General features: G+C 50.1%; 18 protein-coding genes and 2 pseudogenes. 18 read left to right on the top strand and 2 right to left on the bottom strand.

All coding sequences use genetic code 11. The annotated features are described in order from the left end of the window. Positions 1-2 precede the first annotated feature (2 nt). From pglZ to G7K71_RS15865, 5 genes are all read left to right on the top strand, one after another. Entirely contained in the window at positions 3-1,952 is a 1,950-nt protein-coding gene (gene pglZ, locus G7K71_RS15885; RefSeq protein WP_166348585.1) for a BREX-3 system phosphatase PglZ, read from the top strand. Next, on the top strand, positions 1,952-2,671 hold the full coding sequence (locus G7K71_RS15880; protein ID WP_166348582.1) for a hypothetical protein: 720 nt from the start codon (positions 1,952-1,954) through the stop codon (positions 2,669-2,671). The genes pglZ and G7K71_RS15880 overlap by 1 nt, the downstream gene beginning before the upstream one ends. A 434-nt stretch (positions 2,672-3,105) precedes the next feature. Continuing rightward, positions 3,106-4,224 (top strand): DUF262 domain-containing protein, encoded by a 1,119-nt coding sequence (locus G7K71_RS15875; protein WP_166348579.1) that lies wholly within the window; start codon positions 3,106-3,108, stop codon positions 4,222-4,224. Further along, positions 4,221-5,312 (top strand): DUF3696 domain-containing protein, encoded by a 1,092-nt coding sequence (locus G7K71_RS15870; RefSeq protein ID WP_166348576.1) that lies wholly within the window; start codon positions 4,221-4,223, stop codon positions 5,310-5,312. The genes G7K71_RS15875 and G7K71_RS15870 overlap by 4 nt, the downstream gene beginning before the upstream one ends. Then, positions 5,313-6,257, top strand: a complete 945-nt coding sequence (locus tag G7K71_RS15865; protein WP_166348573.1) for a hypothetical protein — start codon at positions 5,313-5,315, stop codon at positions 6,255-6,257. It abuts the gene before it with no gap. Between the two features lie 51 nt (positions 6,258-6,308). Here G7K71_RS15865 and G7K71_RS15860 read toward each other — a convergent pair whose 3' ends face one another. Together G7K71_RS15860 and G7K71_RS15855 are read right to left on the bottom strand one after the other, a co-directional pair. Continuing rightward, a complete protein-coding gene (locus G7K71_RS15860; protein ID WP_166348570.1) occupies positions 6,309-6,503 on the bottom strand; it encodes an AbrB/MazE/SpoVT family DNA-binding domain-containing protein in 195 nt (64 codons plus the stop codon). A 135-nt stretch (positions 6,504-6,638) separates the two neighbouring features. Beyond that, entirely contained in the window at positions 6,639-7,424 is a 786-nt protein-coding gene (locus tag G7K71_RS15855) for a nucleotidyltransferase domain-containing protein (protein ID WP_166348567.1), read from the bottom strand. A gap of 152 nt (positions 7,425-7,576) precedes the next feature. Between G7K71_RS15855 and G7K71_RS20115 the strand changes: the two genes are divergently transcribed. The 13 genes and pseudogenes from G7K71_RS20115 to G7K71_RS19570 all read left to right on the top strand — a co-directional run. Next, on the top strand, positions 7,577-8,998 hold the full coding sequence (locus tag G7K71_RS20115; protein ID WP_166348564.1) for an ATP-binding protein: 1,422 nt from the start codon (positions 7,577-7,579) through the stop codon (positions 8,996-8,998). 56 nt (positions 8,999-9,054) lie between these two features. Further along, entirely contained in the window at positions 9,055-9,591 is a 537-nt protein-coding gene (locus G7K71_RS15845) for a YkgJ family cysteine cluster protein (protein ID WP_166348561.1), read from the top strand. 248 nt (positions 9,592-9,839) lie between these two features. Continuing rightward, on the top strand, positions 9,840-10,595 hold the full coding sequence (locus tag G7K71_RS15840) for a sporulation protein (protein ID WP_166348558.1): 756 nt from the start codon (positions 9,840-9,842) through the stop codon (positions 10,593-10,595). A gap of 96 nt (positions 10,596-10,691) precedes the next feature. Next, complete coding sequence (locus tag G7K71_RS15835) at positions 10,692-11,105, top strand: secondary thiamine-phosphate synthase enzyme YjbQ (protein WP_166348555.1); 414 nt, start codon at positions 10,692-10,694, stop codon at positions 11,103-11,105. 112 nt (positions 11,106-11,217) lie between these two features. Next, entirely contained in the window at positions 11,218-11,466 is a 249-nt protein-coding gene (locus G7K71_RS15830; protein ID WP_013823890.1) for an AbrB/MazE/SpoVT family DNA-binding domain-containing protein, read from the top strand. After that, positions 11,459-11,707, top strand: coding sequence for a type II toxin-antitoxin system VapC family toxin (locus tag G7K71_RS15825; protein WP_166348552.1), 249 nt, complete (start codon positions 11,459-11,461; stop codon positions 11,705-11,707). The genes G7K71_RS15830 and G7K71_RS15825 overlap by 8 nt, the downstream gene beginning before the upstream one ends. Positions 11,708-11,962: 255 nt before the next feature. After that, positions 11,963-12,094, top strand: a complete 132-nt coding sequence (locus tag G7K71_RS19945) for a hypothetical protein (RefSeq protein WP_279286392.1) — start codon at positions 11,963-11,965, stop codon at positions 12,092-12,094. 37 nt (positions 12,095-12,131) lie between these two features. After that, positions 12,132-12,404, top strand: a pseudogene (locus tag G7K71_RS20110) (carbon monoxide dehydrogenase); the annotation flags it as partial. Between the two features lie 25 nt (positions 12,405-12,429). Continuing rightward, positions 12,430-12,687, top strand: coding sequence for a hypothetical protein (locus tag G7K71_RS20105; protein WP_313885030.1), 258 nt, complete (start codon positions 12,430-12,432; stop codon positions 12,685-12,687). A 205-nt stretch (positions 12,688-12,892) separates the two neighbouring features. After that, complete coding sequence (locus G7K71_RS15815; protein WP_313884961.1) at positions 12,893-13,099, top strand: aspartyl-phosphate phosphatase Spo0E family protein; 207 nt, start codon at positions 12,893-12,895, stop codon at positions 13,097-13,099. Positions 13,100-13,193: 94 nt separating this feature from the next. After that, positions 13,194-13,751 carry a PAS domain S-box protein gene (locus G7K71_RS19580; protein WP_313885017.1) on the top strand — a complete coding sequence of 186 codons (558 nt, stop codon included), beginning with the start codon at positions 13,194-13,196 and terminating at the stop codon, positions 13,749-13,751. 150 nt (positions 13,752-13,901) lie between these two features. Beyond that, a pseudogene (locus tag G7K71_RS19575) lies at positions 13,902-14,075 on the top strand (diguanylate cyclase domain-containing protein); the annotation flags it as partial. A gap of 55 nt (positions 14,076-14,130) precedes the next feature. Then, positions 14,131-14,707, top strand: a 577-nt coding sequence (locus G7K71_RS19570; protein WP_243175059.1) for an HD-GYP domain-containing protein, incomplete at its 3' end; no start/stop codon positions are given.

Below are 14,707 nucleotides of genomic sequence, written 5' to 3'. Positions count from 1 at the left end.
CCATGAACTGGCGCGATATCATCCTTCAACATTTTCAGCCGAATATATCCCATCTCACTTTAGCGGCGGACCCCGATGGTTTGCTGCTGGAAGAAGATATTCTTACGGCCCTCGGGGAAATGGGATTTGAGCTAATATCTTTTGGCGATCCCGTTGCCTTTCGTTATGCCTACGAATCTAAGTACCGCTGCAGGTGGGATCAAGGTGAGGCGGCTGAATTAATAGTGGTGGTACGAGGCAATGAGCAGGAATTACGCCGCCTGCCTTACGATATATGGAAAGCAGGGCGCAAGCTTTCCTTCACCCTGGCTGATATTTTCCCCAAGCTCAGCTATCCTGTAGTTGCGTCTCTGGAAAGATTTTACCTCGACAGGCTTTATAGGGCTTATGCAGAATACGATGGCGGTGAGTTGGTCGAAAGAGCAACCAAGGAATTTATTTTAAAGCATGTTTTTGGAATAGTACCCGAACTCATAAATTCGCCGGTGGAACTGTTAAAAATGCTGCTGTCCCGCCACTGCAACATGGTCAGCGTACCCCCGATGCTGGATGAATATCTTGTTAAATCTCTAAGGAAGAAGACCATTTTTCAGAACTGGCCCCTGGAAGATATTGTTTCAAGCAGGGAAGCCTTTTTTGCTTTTCTTCAGACGAAGTGGAATCAATTTCTTAAGAGCCTGGCAGGAGGAGGTAGCTTTGAGGAAGTTCCCTTTGATCATTACGATATACGGGTCTACATAGACGATCTTTTCTTGGAAGGACATTTACAACCCGTCCCGGTTGCAGGGCTTGAAACCTTACCTGAGTGGGCGAAAGCAGGTGTTCTTTTCGATAAACGGAGTGAAGATAGGAAGAGACTCGAAGGGCTGGTAGCAAAAATCAAGAAGGACCTTCCGGAAGAGACGGCCACCTACAGGGATTGGCAACGCCTGGCCGTGTTGTGGGCAGAAATGCTTGTTCTCAACAACGAACTAACCGGGGACGTGAAGACTGGTGGCAAAGCGAAAATCGAAGAACTGCATGAAACGATTGAAGAAAGATTTACAAGCTGGATGATAAGACGCTACGGTTCGTTAGTTAACCTTCCTTATACATCCAGGCCGGTGATGTTGCATCACATACCACGCTATCTGGCTTACCGGCGATCCAGAGGGGGAGCGAGGAAGACTGCACTGGTGGTAATGGACGGTTTAGCGCTGGACCAGTGGCTGATTATTCGTCGTGTTCTGGCGGAAAAGCGGCGGAAGTGGAGATTTGAGGAAAGCCAGGTTTTTGCCTGGGTGCCGACTTTGACCTCCATCTCGCGGCAGGCGCTTTTCGCGGCGGAGCCACCCCTTTATTTTAAAGATTCCCTGACCATAACCCAAAAGGAGGAACGGCACTGGCGCAAATTTTGGGAGGATTGCGGGGTTAAGAGGGGCAGCATTTTTTACCGCAAAGCTTCAGGCAGCGAGCCGGTGAACGAAATTGAGGAAGCTTTGAGCCCACAGCTGGAGATTATCGGGCTGGTTATTGACAAGGTAGACAGGATTATGCATGGCATGGAATTGGGTACCGCCGGTATGCACCAGCAGGTCAGATTATGGGCGGAACAGGGCTACCTGATGGAGCTCGTAGAATATCTGCTTACGTACGAGTTTGACGTTTTCCTGACTTCGGATCATGGCAATATTGCGGCCGCGGGGAAAGGACGTTTGCCGGATGGGATCCTGGCTGAAACCCGTGGGGAGCGGGCCAGGATATATGATAACGAAGCTTTTCGGCGGCAGGTGCAGAAAAAAGTTGAAAATGCCTTACCCTGGCCGGGGTTTGGTTTGCCTGCTGACTGTTACGTATTGCTGGCCAGGGGACGGTATGCTTTTGTCTCCGAGGGGGAAGAAGTAATGAGCCATGGCGGAATATCTTTGGAAGAAGTTATCGTCCCCTTCGTGAGAATTTGGGAGGAGCGTTGATGATGAATTCAAATATAGGTTTCGACAGACGTATTAAACTGGAGTGGCTGGATGCTACGGCCTGGAAAGCGGGAACGGAAGGAAACGCTGATGAAGTACGCAAATACCTTAATGAGCTTTTAAGTACGGAATACAAAGGTGAGAAGGCTCGCAAAAACACTATTACGGTATTGACCCGTATATGGGTAAGGATTCCGGAAGAGCAGCGAAAATTGCAGTACAGAGCGTTGAAAATTTTAGTTGATAGTGACCCCGGCACGCGCCTCTGGTTGCACTGGGGCATGATGCTGTTGGCCTATCCTTTTTTCCGGGACATAGCGACGATAATCGGCCGTCTATTGACGCTTCAGAATGAAGTTTCTTTGCAACAAATTTCCCGACGTTTAGCGGAGTGCTGGGGGGAGAGGGCAACAGTGCGACGGGCCTGCCAGCGGGTAGTTCGTTCAATGGTGGACTGGGGTGTTCTCGAGGACACGTCTACGAAGGGTATTTATGTCCCTGCCGCTAAGAAGGAAACCACCAGTGAAGATGTTCAATTATGGTTTTTGGAAGCCCTGTTGCGTTCAGAACCAACCCCGATAATGCCGCTGCAACAATTATTACAAATACCTTCAGCTTTCCCGTTTCACCTGGATATTCCGGTGGTCGCCATACGACAATCAAAGGAGATTGAGATACAGCGCCAGGGTTTGGATTTGGATATGGTGGTTATCAGGTAATTCTTGGGCTTAATAAGCGTTTCTGGTATCCCGGAGCGCTTATTTAAAGGGCTTGATGTTGGCTATGTCCACGGGAAAACTTTGTGGCTACCGGGATTTCCTCTTTGGCCATCAGCATCCCGACCAGGATCTGGACCCGGTCCGAGGGAGCAGTGATCTTTGGAGTAACCCTTTTCGGTCAGGCCCTTTGGCCCTTTTCCTTAGAAATTAGGTGTGTCCCAGAACACCACATCTACCTTCAGGTTGAACAGATTTTTACCTGCTCAAAAAGGGTAAGCTCAATTTCATCTTTGGATTCGGCTAGAAAATACTTTTCCTGTTTATTAAAGATGTGGTAAAATCTTTACCGAAAGAAACCGGTTTGCCTGTATTCTGGTCTGAAAACAGTGAGCATCGTCGGAGAAAAGCAAAGGTGCCGGAGGTCAATTATGATAGTGAGTGATGAAAATATGGAGCAAAGAATAAACGATACCGGTGTTGAAAAAGAGGATATTATTGGTTCGGAGAGTATAAAACAACCTTACGACCCGGGCCGGATTAATGTGGTTCGCCAGGAGATGACTGTATTTCAAGTATTGCGGAAGATAAGTAACAAAGAAATTAACCTCGAACCTGATTTTCAAAGGAATCTGGTTTGGGATGAAACCCGGCAAAGCAGGCTTATTGAATCAATCTTAATCCGGATTCCTTTACCCAGTTTTTATATGGACGCTACCAACGATGATGAATGGTTAATTATTGACGGGTTGCAGCGTTTATCTACTTTGCATCGTTATGTCAATGAGGAAAAATTTGCCCTCCAGGGACTGGAATTTCTTGAAGAACTAAAAGATAAGAAATTTAGTCAGTTGCCGCGGAGCTATCAAAGAAGGATTGAGGAAACGCCTCTTTTTCTGTACATTATCAGACCGGAGACTCCTCCTGAGGCAAAGTTTACTATTTTCAGGAGAATCAATACCGGCGGAGTGTTTCTTAATGCTCAGGAAATTCGTCATTGTTTGTACCGGGGTAAATCAACGGAATTACTGAAAGAACTGGCATCTTCTCCGGAATTTCGAAAAGCTACGAGCAATTCTGTATCGCCTGCTCGGATGGATGACCGGGAGTGCGTTATACGTTTTTTTGCTTTTTATCTGACTCCTTATTATGAATACCAAAAGCGTGACTTTGATTATTTTCTTGGTGATACAATGGTTAAAATTAACCAGATGTCGGATAATGAACTTGCGCAAATATCGAAAGCTTTTAAAGATGCAATGATTAAAGCAGAAGCGGTTTTTGGAAAAAATGCCTTCAGAAAGCCAAAGGGAAGAGATCAACATGCGCGTAACCCGATTAATAAAGCGTTGTTCGAAGCCTGGTCAGTCTGCCTTCAAAAATATCCTCTGGATGTTTTGGTAAAAAATAAGGAAAAGATTAAGGAAAGATTTATTTATTACATGAATAATGACCCGGAATTTGTCAACTCTATCTCTCAGGGTACAGGGGAAGTAAAAAAAGTGCATAAACGTTTCGAAATTATTGAAAAAATTATTAGGGAGGGGATCAATTGATAGCTTATATCCGGCTACAGCGGTTTAAGTGTTTTCTTGATCAGACTGTCCAGTTTGCACCGTTAAGTATTCTCTGCGGAACCAATAATACCGGGAAATCGACCGTTATTCAAGCCTTATTATTTTTAAGGCAATCGGCAATGACGGGTAATTTTGCGAAACCAGACTTGCCGCTTAACGGTTCTCTTGTTCATATGGGAACTGCGAGGGATCTTTTTTGCCAATGGGCGGAAGAAGATAACATCCAGATATCGGTTGCTTTTTTTGATCTGCCCGGTCGTGTTTTTACCTGCAAATTAGCTTATTGCCGGGAAGATCCCGATGCCCTTTCGATGAAATTAATGGAAAGCCCGTCCGATCTCCCTTCGAACACACTTTTTGCTGACAGATTTTTTTATCTTGGAGCCGAAAGAATGGGACCACAGTTGGTTTATCCGGTCAGTGAAGATTCTCTGGAAGCCATGCACGTTGGAATTCGAGGGGAATATACCGCCCATTGCCTGCATCAGTTTGGAAATAAAAAGATTAAGTTGCCGCAATTAAAACATTCACCGGAAGATCGTTCAATCGAGCTATTATTTCAGGTGGAAGAATGGCTTAAAGATATGCTTCCGGGAGGGATAATGATCAACCCTGCGCGGATTACGCAAGCCGATATCTTGCAGGTAAGCTTTCGCGATTCTGAAAGAAATACAGATTATTTGAGACCGACAAGCATCGGCTTCGGTATTTCATATTGTCTGCCCATAATTGTTGCAGGGCTCATGGCGGAAAAGGGTAATCTGCTGATCGTGGAAAATCCGGAAGCGCATTTACATCCCCATGCACAATCCCGGATGGGTATTTTTTTAAGCAAACTGGCGGCAGCAGGCGTCCAGGTAATCCTGGAAACACACAGCGATCATCTGTTGAATGGGGTCAGGATAGCGGTAAAAAAAGGTTACATTAATGAAAAGTACGTTTCAATTAACTTTTTTAAGCGGGATTATAATATCGTCCGTCCTGCAATAGATGCCGACGGAAGAATAGATATATGGCCTGATGGATTTTTCGACCAGGCAGAAAAGGATCTTGGGGAGTTGATTTAGGTGAATATATTTTTAAACGAACTATCTTTTTGTGGACAGGCTTCTAATAAATATCAGGGAGCAAAATTAATGAGTGATATGTTAAAGGTATTAAAAATTTTACAAACAATTTCTAACGAACCAATTGCTACTTCCAATATCCTGTGGAAAAGGGAAATTGGACCTCAATATTCTGTACGTGATTATATCTATGATCGAAATATTGACCAGGCAGTACGAAATTATTTCCAGATAATAACGACTAAAGGACCATATATTGAGTATCTGTTTGGTCAATCGTTTAATGAACATAAATGTTATCTACAAAATGAAAACATCCTGGATGTTTCCTGGACTTCTGTAGCTGCGGCATTCTTCTTCGATGGTATTCTAGCAAGCTTAAAAGGAGCGCCACAATTTGCTTCCGAAACAATAAATGTATTCTGTTGTCTGAAAGGTGACGAACGGCAGGAAGCAGATATAATTAATCTGTACAACCCTGATCAAGCAGATTCCTTCGTGAGAAATTTTTTACGGCAAAACTTGAATTCATGGGAAAATTTATGGCATAATCGTGACGCTCTTTTTCCTGAAATTACTTTTTGTGAGGAAGTTAAAAGTCAATTGCAAAGCTCAAATTATTCTCCTTTGGTACTTCGAAATATCATCCGCCATCTTGAGTGCATGAACAAATACATGAAGTCAATTAGATCTGGCGAAATCAAAGCGCCAAATTATACCCAGATGGGTATAGAAGCTTCGCAGGAATCAGAAATTACCTTAAAGCATTATGGCCATCTTCGGACCTTTAAATGTCCGGATGGTAAAAAAAGGGTATTTAGCTGGCACAGCAAAATTAAGGGAAAGGTGAACCTCCGCATCTATTTTTACCCACCCGATAAGGAAAATGAACATTTTCTGATTGGTTATATCGGTAGACATCTTCCTGTATGGACAGAGAAATAGTATGATTTCCCTGCAAAAACCTCCGTCGCATAATAAATTGCGCTGGAAAACTTAAATTGATAGCCGCACAGTTGGTAAAGAAGCGTATAACTCTGTTAAGCGCTTGCGTTTAAAAGACTTAACCTTAACCTCGCCTTCCGGGCTTACATCAAATAGTAGTTCGTCTCCCGGTTGCAGGTTAAGCATGCGGCGCACAGTTACCGGTATGGTTATCTGGCCCTTACTTGTTAATCGTGCCCTTAACATATGAATACCTGCTACGAACCTCCTTACCGACAGCATATGTCCTTCATCGAGCTGTGTCAAGCCGTTCCCTTAAGGCAGGATCCCACTGCTACTGGCAGAGACCGGGTTGCAGGTTCTGGGTGGCGCCGCAAGGCTCTATCTCGCCGGTCGCTGTTGCTTCACGGTCCTTTCCAGGGCGTCTTCCACCTGCAGGGCATAGTCGGCCAGCAGGTGGAGGTAATGGTGCAGGTGTTCCCACGCCTGGAAGTTTACACGGTCGTGGCACAGTATATTGATGGCTTCTGTGATAAAGGAAGCCGCCCGCCGGGTAATGATGCCGGCCCGGTACAGTACCAGGGGCAACTGTTGCCGTTCTTCCGGTACGGGTAGCCCCAGCCTGACCACCGCCCGGTGGGCCAGGTTCAGGCAGGTGCGCAGAATGCCCTCATAGGAGGCAAAAACCTGGCCCCGGGCGGTGCGGACGATCCAGGTTGCCTTTAGCCGCCAGGCGGCAATGGTGGCCTCCTCCGGCGTAGGGCGGCCGTGCCGGAAAGCCAGCTTTTCCAGTTCCGCCTTAAAGGAGGGATCCGGGGTGTGGACCGGCAGGGCGCCGGCCAGCATCCAGGGGAGGGAAGAAAGGGTGTGGGATGCATTCAGCACTACCACTTCCACCGGGGTGAAGAGCCATTCCGCCCGGGGTTCGGGGTCATAACCGGGAAAAAGCGCCTCCGTCAGGGAGTATTCCAGTGCCGCTGCCAGGTCCAGGGCGTTGTCTGTGTTCGGGCACAGGGAGGGGTAAAGGCCGATGCCCACATCCACATCACTCAGAGGGGTGGCCGTGCCCCCGGCATAAGACCCCATCAAATAGGCCACGGCCACCTGTGGCCGGTCCTGGACATGGCGTTTAATTTCACTGATAATTTTTTCGCTCTCGAGAAGCATTTTTATTCCTCGCGAATGGCTTCGGTGACTGCTTCATAGGAAAGGCTTTATTGCTAATTGCATCCGGGATTGAGTCCGGTTATTTTATTTAGTATAATCTTGATTAGACTAATCATATCATAATCAAGTTATATCAGCAATGAGGTGCTGCTGTGACTTTTGTGAACCGGAAAGCTGAACTACACTGGCTGGAGGAAGCTTATGGAAGCGGTCGTGCCGGGCTGCTGATGTTATACGGCCGCCGGCGGGTGGGGAAAACGGAACTGCTCAGGTTTTTTTGCCGGGAGAAGAGACACGTCTTTTTTGTGGCCGACCTGGCGCCCGACCGGGAGCAGCTGGCCGCTTTTTCGCAGCGGCTGTGGGAGCAGGCCTACGGACAGGCAGAAACGGGTTTTTCCTTTCCTTCCTGGGAAGCTGCCTTCCGTTTTATGGGCGGGCTGGCCCGCCAGGAGAGGCTTATTGTGGTGCTGGATGAATTTCCCTACCTTATGGAAACCAATCCGGCCATACCTTCCATTCTACAGAAAGTCTGGGACGAGGAATTGAGGAATACCGGGATATTGTGTATTTTGTGCGGTTCCTATGTAGGAGTGATGGAGAAGGAGGTTCTGGGATATAATAGCGCTCTCTCCGGCAGGCGCACCGGGCAATACCTGATTGAGCCCCTGCACTTTCACGATATGACGGGCTTTTTCCCGGGGAGGGATCCTATCTGGCAGGTGGAAGCCTACGCCGTGCTCGGTGGAGTGCCGGCATACCTGCTGGAATTTATAGATGAAGATGATCTTTTTGCCGGCATTGCCCGCCGGGTGCTGCGCCGGGGTACCTTCCTCTATGAAGAACCGCGTTTTCTTCTCATGCAGGAACTGCGGGAGCCGGCCAATTATTTTGCCGTGCTCAGGGCCATTGCCCACGGCAAAACCCGCCTGAATGAAATCACCCAGGCGGCAGGCCTGCACGACCGCAGCGCCGCTTCCCGTTACCTGGACATATTAAGGGACATGGGTTTAATCCAGCGTCTGGTGCCGGTGACGGAAAAGCAGCCGCAGAAAAGCCGCCGGGGTATTTACCGGTTACAGGATCAATTTCTGCGCTTCTGGTTTCGCTTCGTTTACCCCAACCGCAGCGACCTGGAGGAGGGAGAAGCGGAGCGGGTGCTGGAAACCAGGATCAAGCCCCATTTTCCGGAGTTTGTTGGCCCGGCCTTTGAAGAGGTTTGCCGGCAGCATTTGCGACTCCTGGGGCGGCGGGGGAAACTTCCCTTTTATCCCTACCGCCTGGGCTCCTGGTGGGACGGGCAGAACGAACTGGACCTGCTGGCCATCAGTGAGGATGAAGCGGCCATCATGGTGGGTGAGTGCAGGTGGTGGGCGAAACCGGTAGGGGCAAATGTACTCTCCGAACTCCAGCAAAAGGCCAAAGCCGTGCTGCCCCATTTTCAGCGGCCGCCGCATGTGTATTACGCCCTGTTTGCCCGGGACGGTTTCACTGAAGAGCTGCGTGAGATGGCGGCGGAACGACACGACCTGCTGCTTATTGAAGCCGGTCAATTCCATGGTGGAGGCGATTTGTGAACGTTTATTCCCTGTGATTAAGTTTTCTAAAAGGCATTCTTTGAGGTGAGCCAGGCATGGTTACTGAAATTGCGCCGGAAAAGCTTAAATTAATAGCCGCGCAGAAAGAAGATGAAAACTGGGAATTCCGTTCCTTTTTAAAAACCAGGATTGCGGGTGAAGAAGTGGATTCCCTGGTACACAAGTTGTATAAAGATATTTCTTCGCAGATTGACTGCAAACAGTGCGCCAACTGTTGCCGGGAATGCAGTCCAGTTCTGCACGATAAAGATATCGCGAGGTTATCTCAAGGGACGGGTATTCCGGTTTTCGAATTTATAGAGAAATACTTGAAAGAAGTTGAAAACGACTATGTTTTCAACCAGAAACCCTGCCCGTTTCTAAAGGACAATCTGTGTACGCAATATTCATACCGTCCCGGTGATTGCAGGAGTTATCCTCACTTGCACAAAAAGGGTTTTGTTTTCCGGTTGATCAGGGTAATTGATAATTATGCCGTCTGTCCGATTGTATTTCATGTTTACGAGGAACTGAAAAAAGAGTTGGGCTGGAAGAAAAGGACCAGACCCGGAAGAATGCCGACGTATGGTTAGCGCCAGCACCCTGTCAGCCCTAAAATTGTAAAGCCTGACAATCCTTGTCACGGGCGTGGAACACAAAGCAGGCCTCTGATCAGGAAAGAGATCTGCGGGAAAAAATTGACTGTTCAACGGTAGGACGGTAAAATAAGCAAAACGGAAGAAAGCGGCATTTACAATCTTTCCCTGTGTCTGATAGCAATATTTTACATTGCCCGCCGAATTCATTACCTCAGCTTTCCAAATTCTATCGGAGGTGTGTCATGCTTACCAAACTTCTCGCCAGCATTGGCATTGGTTCTGCCAGGGTAAACCTGGAGGTGGCGGGGACTGCGGTCCCCCTGGGCGGGATCCTGAATGGGACCATCAGGATCCAGGGCGGGAACGTCGAACAGCAGGTGGACAAAATCTACATCAACCTTATCCTATCCTCAGCCTACAAGGCCGGGGATCAAACCAGGAACATTCGCCGGATCATCGGCACGGTCACGGTGGGGGAGAAAATGGTGGTCCGGCCGGGGGAGGAAAAGGTCTACCCCGTGAGTTTCCAGATCCCCTTCGGCCTGCCCATTTCCAGGGGCCGGACCAGGTACTTCCTCCAGACGGGGCTGGACATACCCCAGGCCATTGACCCGGTCGACCATGACCCCATTCAAATAGTGCCCAACAGGGAGTTCAAAATGTTCTTCGATGCCTTAAGGTTCCTGGGCTTTCGGGAAAAGCCCGGCTGTGGCGATTACAACGGCCGCTTCCAGGAGTTTGAGTACCGACCCACCACCTATTTTGCCCGGGAGCTCGATGAAATCGAAGTTTATCCCGTGGCCGGGGAGAGGGAACTGGTGGTGGTCATGCAGCTCGACAAAAAGGCCCGGGGCCTCTTCGGGTCTCTTCTGGACGAGCTGGACCTGGACGAAAGATTTGTCCGGTTTACCATCCCCTACAGTGAAATAGACAGTGTGGCCGGGCTGGCTGGAATGCTCAGGAGTATTATTGAAAGGGAATACCGGAAGATTATTTAGTGGAAAATGACTTTGTCCCCATTTCCACATTGGATGCCACCTTTAATTTCCCGTTTAATTTGCGGAACAAAAAAATTTTCTTAGGGAGCTGTTACAATGAAGTCTTACACCGAGTACCTCTGGTTCAACACTGCCCGCCGGAGGGAGTACATCAATATAACCTCTCAGGTGGAGGAGGCGGTAAAAAAGTCCGGTATTAAGGAAGGGCTGGTGCTGGTCTCGGCCATGCACATTACCGCCGGGGTCTATGTCAATGATGCCGAGGAGGGGATTATCCAGGACATAGACAATATGCTGGAGAGGTTGGCCCCCTTTGGTCCGGATTACCTGCACCACCGCACCGGGGAGGACAACGGCGACGCCCATCTGAAGAGCATCCTGGTCCACCACCAGGTGATCCTCCCGGTGACCGGCGGAAGACTTGACCTGGGCCCCTGGCAGCAGGTTTATTATGCTGAATTCGATGGTCGCCGGCGGAAAAGGGTCATTATTAAAGTGCTGGGGGAATAACCAACCTGGATCTACAGCATAAGATGTGGGTTTACTTTTAGGTTTTGGATGCATTCTGTCTTGTAATAGGAATATACGTCTTGTATACTGTAAGAAAAGGGAGGTGTGTTGTTTGAGCACAAGAAATATCATTAAAACCACTGTCAGTCACCGTTACCAGACCGTTATTCCAGCCGGGATTAGGGAACGCTATAATATTCGGGAAGGGACGCGCATAGCCTGGATCGACCAGGGCGGGGAGATAAAGATAATTCCTTTGCCAGCTGAACCGGGTAAACTTTTCCGGGGTGCTGGAAAGGGAAAGGATTTGCTCGGTTTACTGATGAAGTACCGGGAAAAGGAACGGAAAGTAAATGAGTGACATCAAAAAATACGTGCTGGACACCAGTGCCCTGTTGACCTATTACCAGGATGAAGCAGGAGCTGACCTGATCGAAGAGGTATTTGTACAAGCTTCCTCAGGTAAGGCAATTGTTTATATTTCGTTCATGAGTATTTTTGAGATTGCTTATCTGGTCATGTCCAGGGAGAATCTGGATGAGGCAACAAAAGTGGTTCATTTTTGTGTACGCCCGAGCATGGTCGTGGTCTATTATATATAGAGAAATACTTGCACGGGCAGACGGCGCCCGCTTCAAGGCGGGTTGTTTACAGGATTAAAACTATACCCGAATGGTACTGATTTTCTGGAACCCTGCTCTTCTTCATTATTCTTGTATCCATAAGAGAAACCATTTACCCATAATATCTACCGTTATAAGTACATTTTTGCACTCCTCGCACCAACCACCAAAACCCTGCCTGACTGGCTGGCCATCCAGCCTGAAAATAAAATATTTTTTGGAGGGATTACCACCGTGAAAAAAATCTGCCCTTCTGCCGATGAAGTCCTCTTTCAATTCATCTCCAGCCGGGACGGTGTGGAAACGGCCTTTCACCGCCTGTCCGGGCAGCAATCGAAATGCGGTTTCGGCCTGCAGGGAATATGATATTCTGCTGGGGGAACCACAGCTGTCCTCCCAGCCGGTGGGTTTTGGCGTGGTGGACCCGGATTACATCAACATCATGGTCACCGGTCACCAGCATGCCCTGATCGGCCCGGTCCAGGAAGGCCTGGGAGAGCCCTGGGCCGTGGAACTGGCCCGGGATGCCGGGGCGAAGGGCTTTAAAATTGTGGGCTGCACCTGTGTGGGTCAGGACCTGCAATCCCGGGGAAGCCAGGTATTTGCCGGCCATGCGGGCAACAACTTCACCAGTGAGGCGCTGCTGGCCACCGGCGGCATAGACCTGGTGATCAGCGAATTTAACTGCACCCTGCCGGGTATTGAGGAGGTCTGCCGCCAGTATATGGTGGCCCAGATCTGCGGCCCTGGCCGACGGCGCCTTCGGCCTCGCCCTGGGACTGCCCCTGCACCTGGCCCAGCCGCCCTTCATTACCGGCAGCAAGCTGGTCACCCGGGTGCTTACGGAAGAGATGGAAAAGCTCACCGGCGGCAGGGTGATTGTAGAAGGGGAAACCGGGAAAGCGGCGGAGCAGCTGGAACAGGTTATCCAGCAAAGAAGGACGTCCCTGGGGATCTAGACGCCGGGTCCGTAATTTTTGATGAAATGGGGGCTTCTGATATCCCTTCTACTTCCCCCCTATCTTATACACCCGCTCTGAAACTGGAGCGGGCTTTTTTGTCTGAGCCAGAGGGAACCTTGATGAGGAAAAACCTTGTCGATCCGACATCGTTCGACAGTGTTCCCCTTGACGCTCTTTCCAGGAAGTGGTCCAATTGAATCTGGTGCAAGTTGGCGAAAGGGGGAAGTTTTTGCTGGATCTCGGCAGGGCGATCCTGCGGCTGGAAAAAGCCAGGAGAGAATTGGTGGCCGTCGATCCCGGCGACAAAGAGAAACTCCTGGCGGCCAGCCGGAAGGTGGATAAGCTGATCTTAGAGTACTACCAGGCTAAAGCTCGGCCCATGGGCATCGGAGGCCGCGGCGGGGAATAACCGTCTGTTTCTTCTCTATTCCGGGGCAGGATTTTGTTCCCCGAAAAATAAAAAAACATCCGGAGAAAAGTGTTCAAAAGGAGCGGTGGATTGCGTGAACCCGGGTCGAGGAAAAGACGAACTTTACCGGCTGGTGGACGCTCTGCCAGAGGAAAAAGCCGAAGCGGCGAAGAAGTTTCTTGAACTCCTGCTCGGCGCCAGCAGTAAACTCCTGCCGGAAAAATTGGTGGAAAGGCTGGACCTCTTCGAAAGAATCATTGATTCCCTCCCGGATGCCACCCTTGCCGTTGACCGCAAAGGAAAGGTGCTCGTGTGGAACCGGGCCATGGAAGAAATGACGGGGGTTAAGAGAGAAGAAATACTGGGCAGGGGAGAATACGCTTACGCAGTCCCGTTTTTACGGGGAGAAACGGAGACCCATCCTCGCCAATATCCTCCTCGGCAATGGCACAGGAGTGGGAGCAGGAATACGGCAAAATCGAAGAGGGATGGGCCATGTTCTCGTCGGCGAAGGCTTCGCTCCCTTTGCCTGCGGCGGCAGGGGGCTTCACTTCTGGACGCTTGCGGCCCCAGTCTACGACGGAAGGGAAACCTGCTCGGGGCAGTCCAGTGCATCCGCGACATCGGTGAGCGCAAGAAAGATGGAGGATGAACTGAGGCGCTGCAGCACCCGCGATGCCCTCACCGGGCTGTACAACCGTGCTTTCTTCGAGGAAGAGCTGCGCCGCGGCTGGACAGGGGACGCTCTTTTCCTGTCAGCCTCATTTTATGCGATCTGGACGGCTTGAAAGTGGTCAACGACATGCTGGGGCACGAGCAGGGTGACGAGTTATTGCGCCGTGCGGCCAGAGTAATTGCGAGCTGCGTCCGGGGTTCCGACGTGGTGGCCCGGGTCGGCGGGGACGAGTTTGCTGTAATCCTGCCCCAAACAGACCGGAAGACGGCGGAAGAAGTGGCAAGGCGCATAAATGAGGCCGTTGAAAAGGACAACGTGCAGCACCCGGATCTCCCTTTGAGCATCTCTGTAGGGTATGGCGACGGCAGAAAATGCTTCGCGCCGGCTGTGGGAAGTCTACAAGGAAGCAGACGACGCGATGTACGTGAACAAGCTTGCCAGCGGGAAAGATCCGCGGGCGGCGGTGATCCGTGCCCTCAAGGCAGCCCTGGCGGAGAAGGATTTCCACAACACGGAGCGCATGAAAGAGATTGCCTGCATGCTGGGGGAAGCAGTAGGGCTCTCGCGTGAAGAAATGGACGGCCTGCGACTCCTGGTGGAGATGCACGACATCGGCAAGCTGGGAGTGCCGGACCACATCCTCTTCAAGCCCGGTCCTCTGACTGAAGAGGAAAGGAAAGAAATCCAGCGCCATTCCGAAGTGGGGTACCGCATTGCTCTCTCCTCCGGCGAGCTGGCCCCGGTGGCCCCTTACATTCTCCAGCATCACGAGCGGTGGGACGGGCGGGGCTATCCCCTGGGACTGAAGGGGGAGCAGATCCACCTCTTGAGCCGTATCCTGGCCGTAGTCGACGCCTACGACGCGATGACATCGGATCGCCCCTACCGCGGTGCAATGTCGCACGAAGAGGCTCTGGAGGAACTGAAGAAGT

Origin of the sequence: Desulfofundulus sp. TPOSR, assembly GCF_011393055.1 — a bacterium.
GTDB classification, from domain to species: domain Bacteria; phylum Bacillota; class Desulfotomaculia; order Desulfotomaculales; family Desulfovirgulaceae; genus Desulfofundulus; species Desulfofundulus kuznetsovii.
The sequence above is the reverse complement of the archived record's forward strand: the minus strand, read 5'-3'. Positions and strand labels throughout refer to the sequence as shown.

Coding starts and splice junctions, on each gene's coding strand:
- pglZ (WP_166348585.1), top strand. CDS start 3: ATGAACTGGCGCGATATCATCCTTCAACATTTTCAGCCGAATATATCC.
- G7K71_RS15880 (WP_166348582.1), top strand. CDS start 1,952: ATGATGAATTCAAATATAGGTTTCGACAGACGTATTAAACTGGAGTGG.
- G7K71_RS15860 (WP_166348570.1), bottom strand. CDS start 6,503: ATGTTAAGGGCACGATTAACAAGTAAGGGCCAGATAACCATACCGGTA.
- G7K71_RS15855 (WP_166348567.1), bottom strand. CDS start 7,424: ATGCTTCTCGAGAGCGAAAAAATTATCAGTGAAATTAAACGCCATGTC.
- G7K71_RS15845 (WP_166348561.1), top strand. CDS start 9,055: ATGGTTACTGAAATTGCGCCGGAAAAGCTTAAATTAATAGCCGCGCAG.
- G7K71_RS15840 (WP_166348558.1), top strand. CDS start 9,840: ATGCTTACCAAACTTCTCGCCAGCATTGGCATTGGTTCTGCCAGGGTA.
- G7K71_RS15835 (WP_166348555.1), top strand. CDS start 10,692: ATGAAGTCTTACACCGAGTACCTCTGGTTCAACACTGCCCGCCGGAGG.
- G7K71_RS15825 (WP_166348552.1), top strand. CDS start 11,459: ATGAGTGACATCAAAAAATACGTGCTGGACACCAGTGCCCTGTTGACC.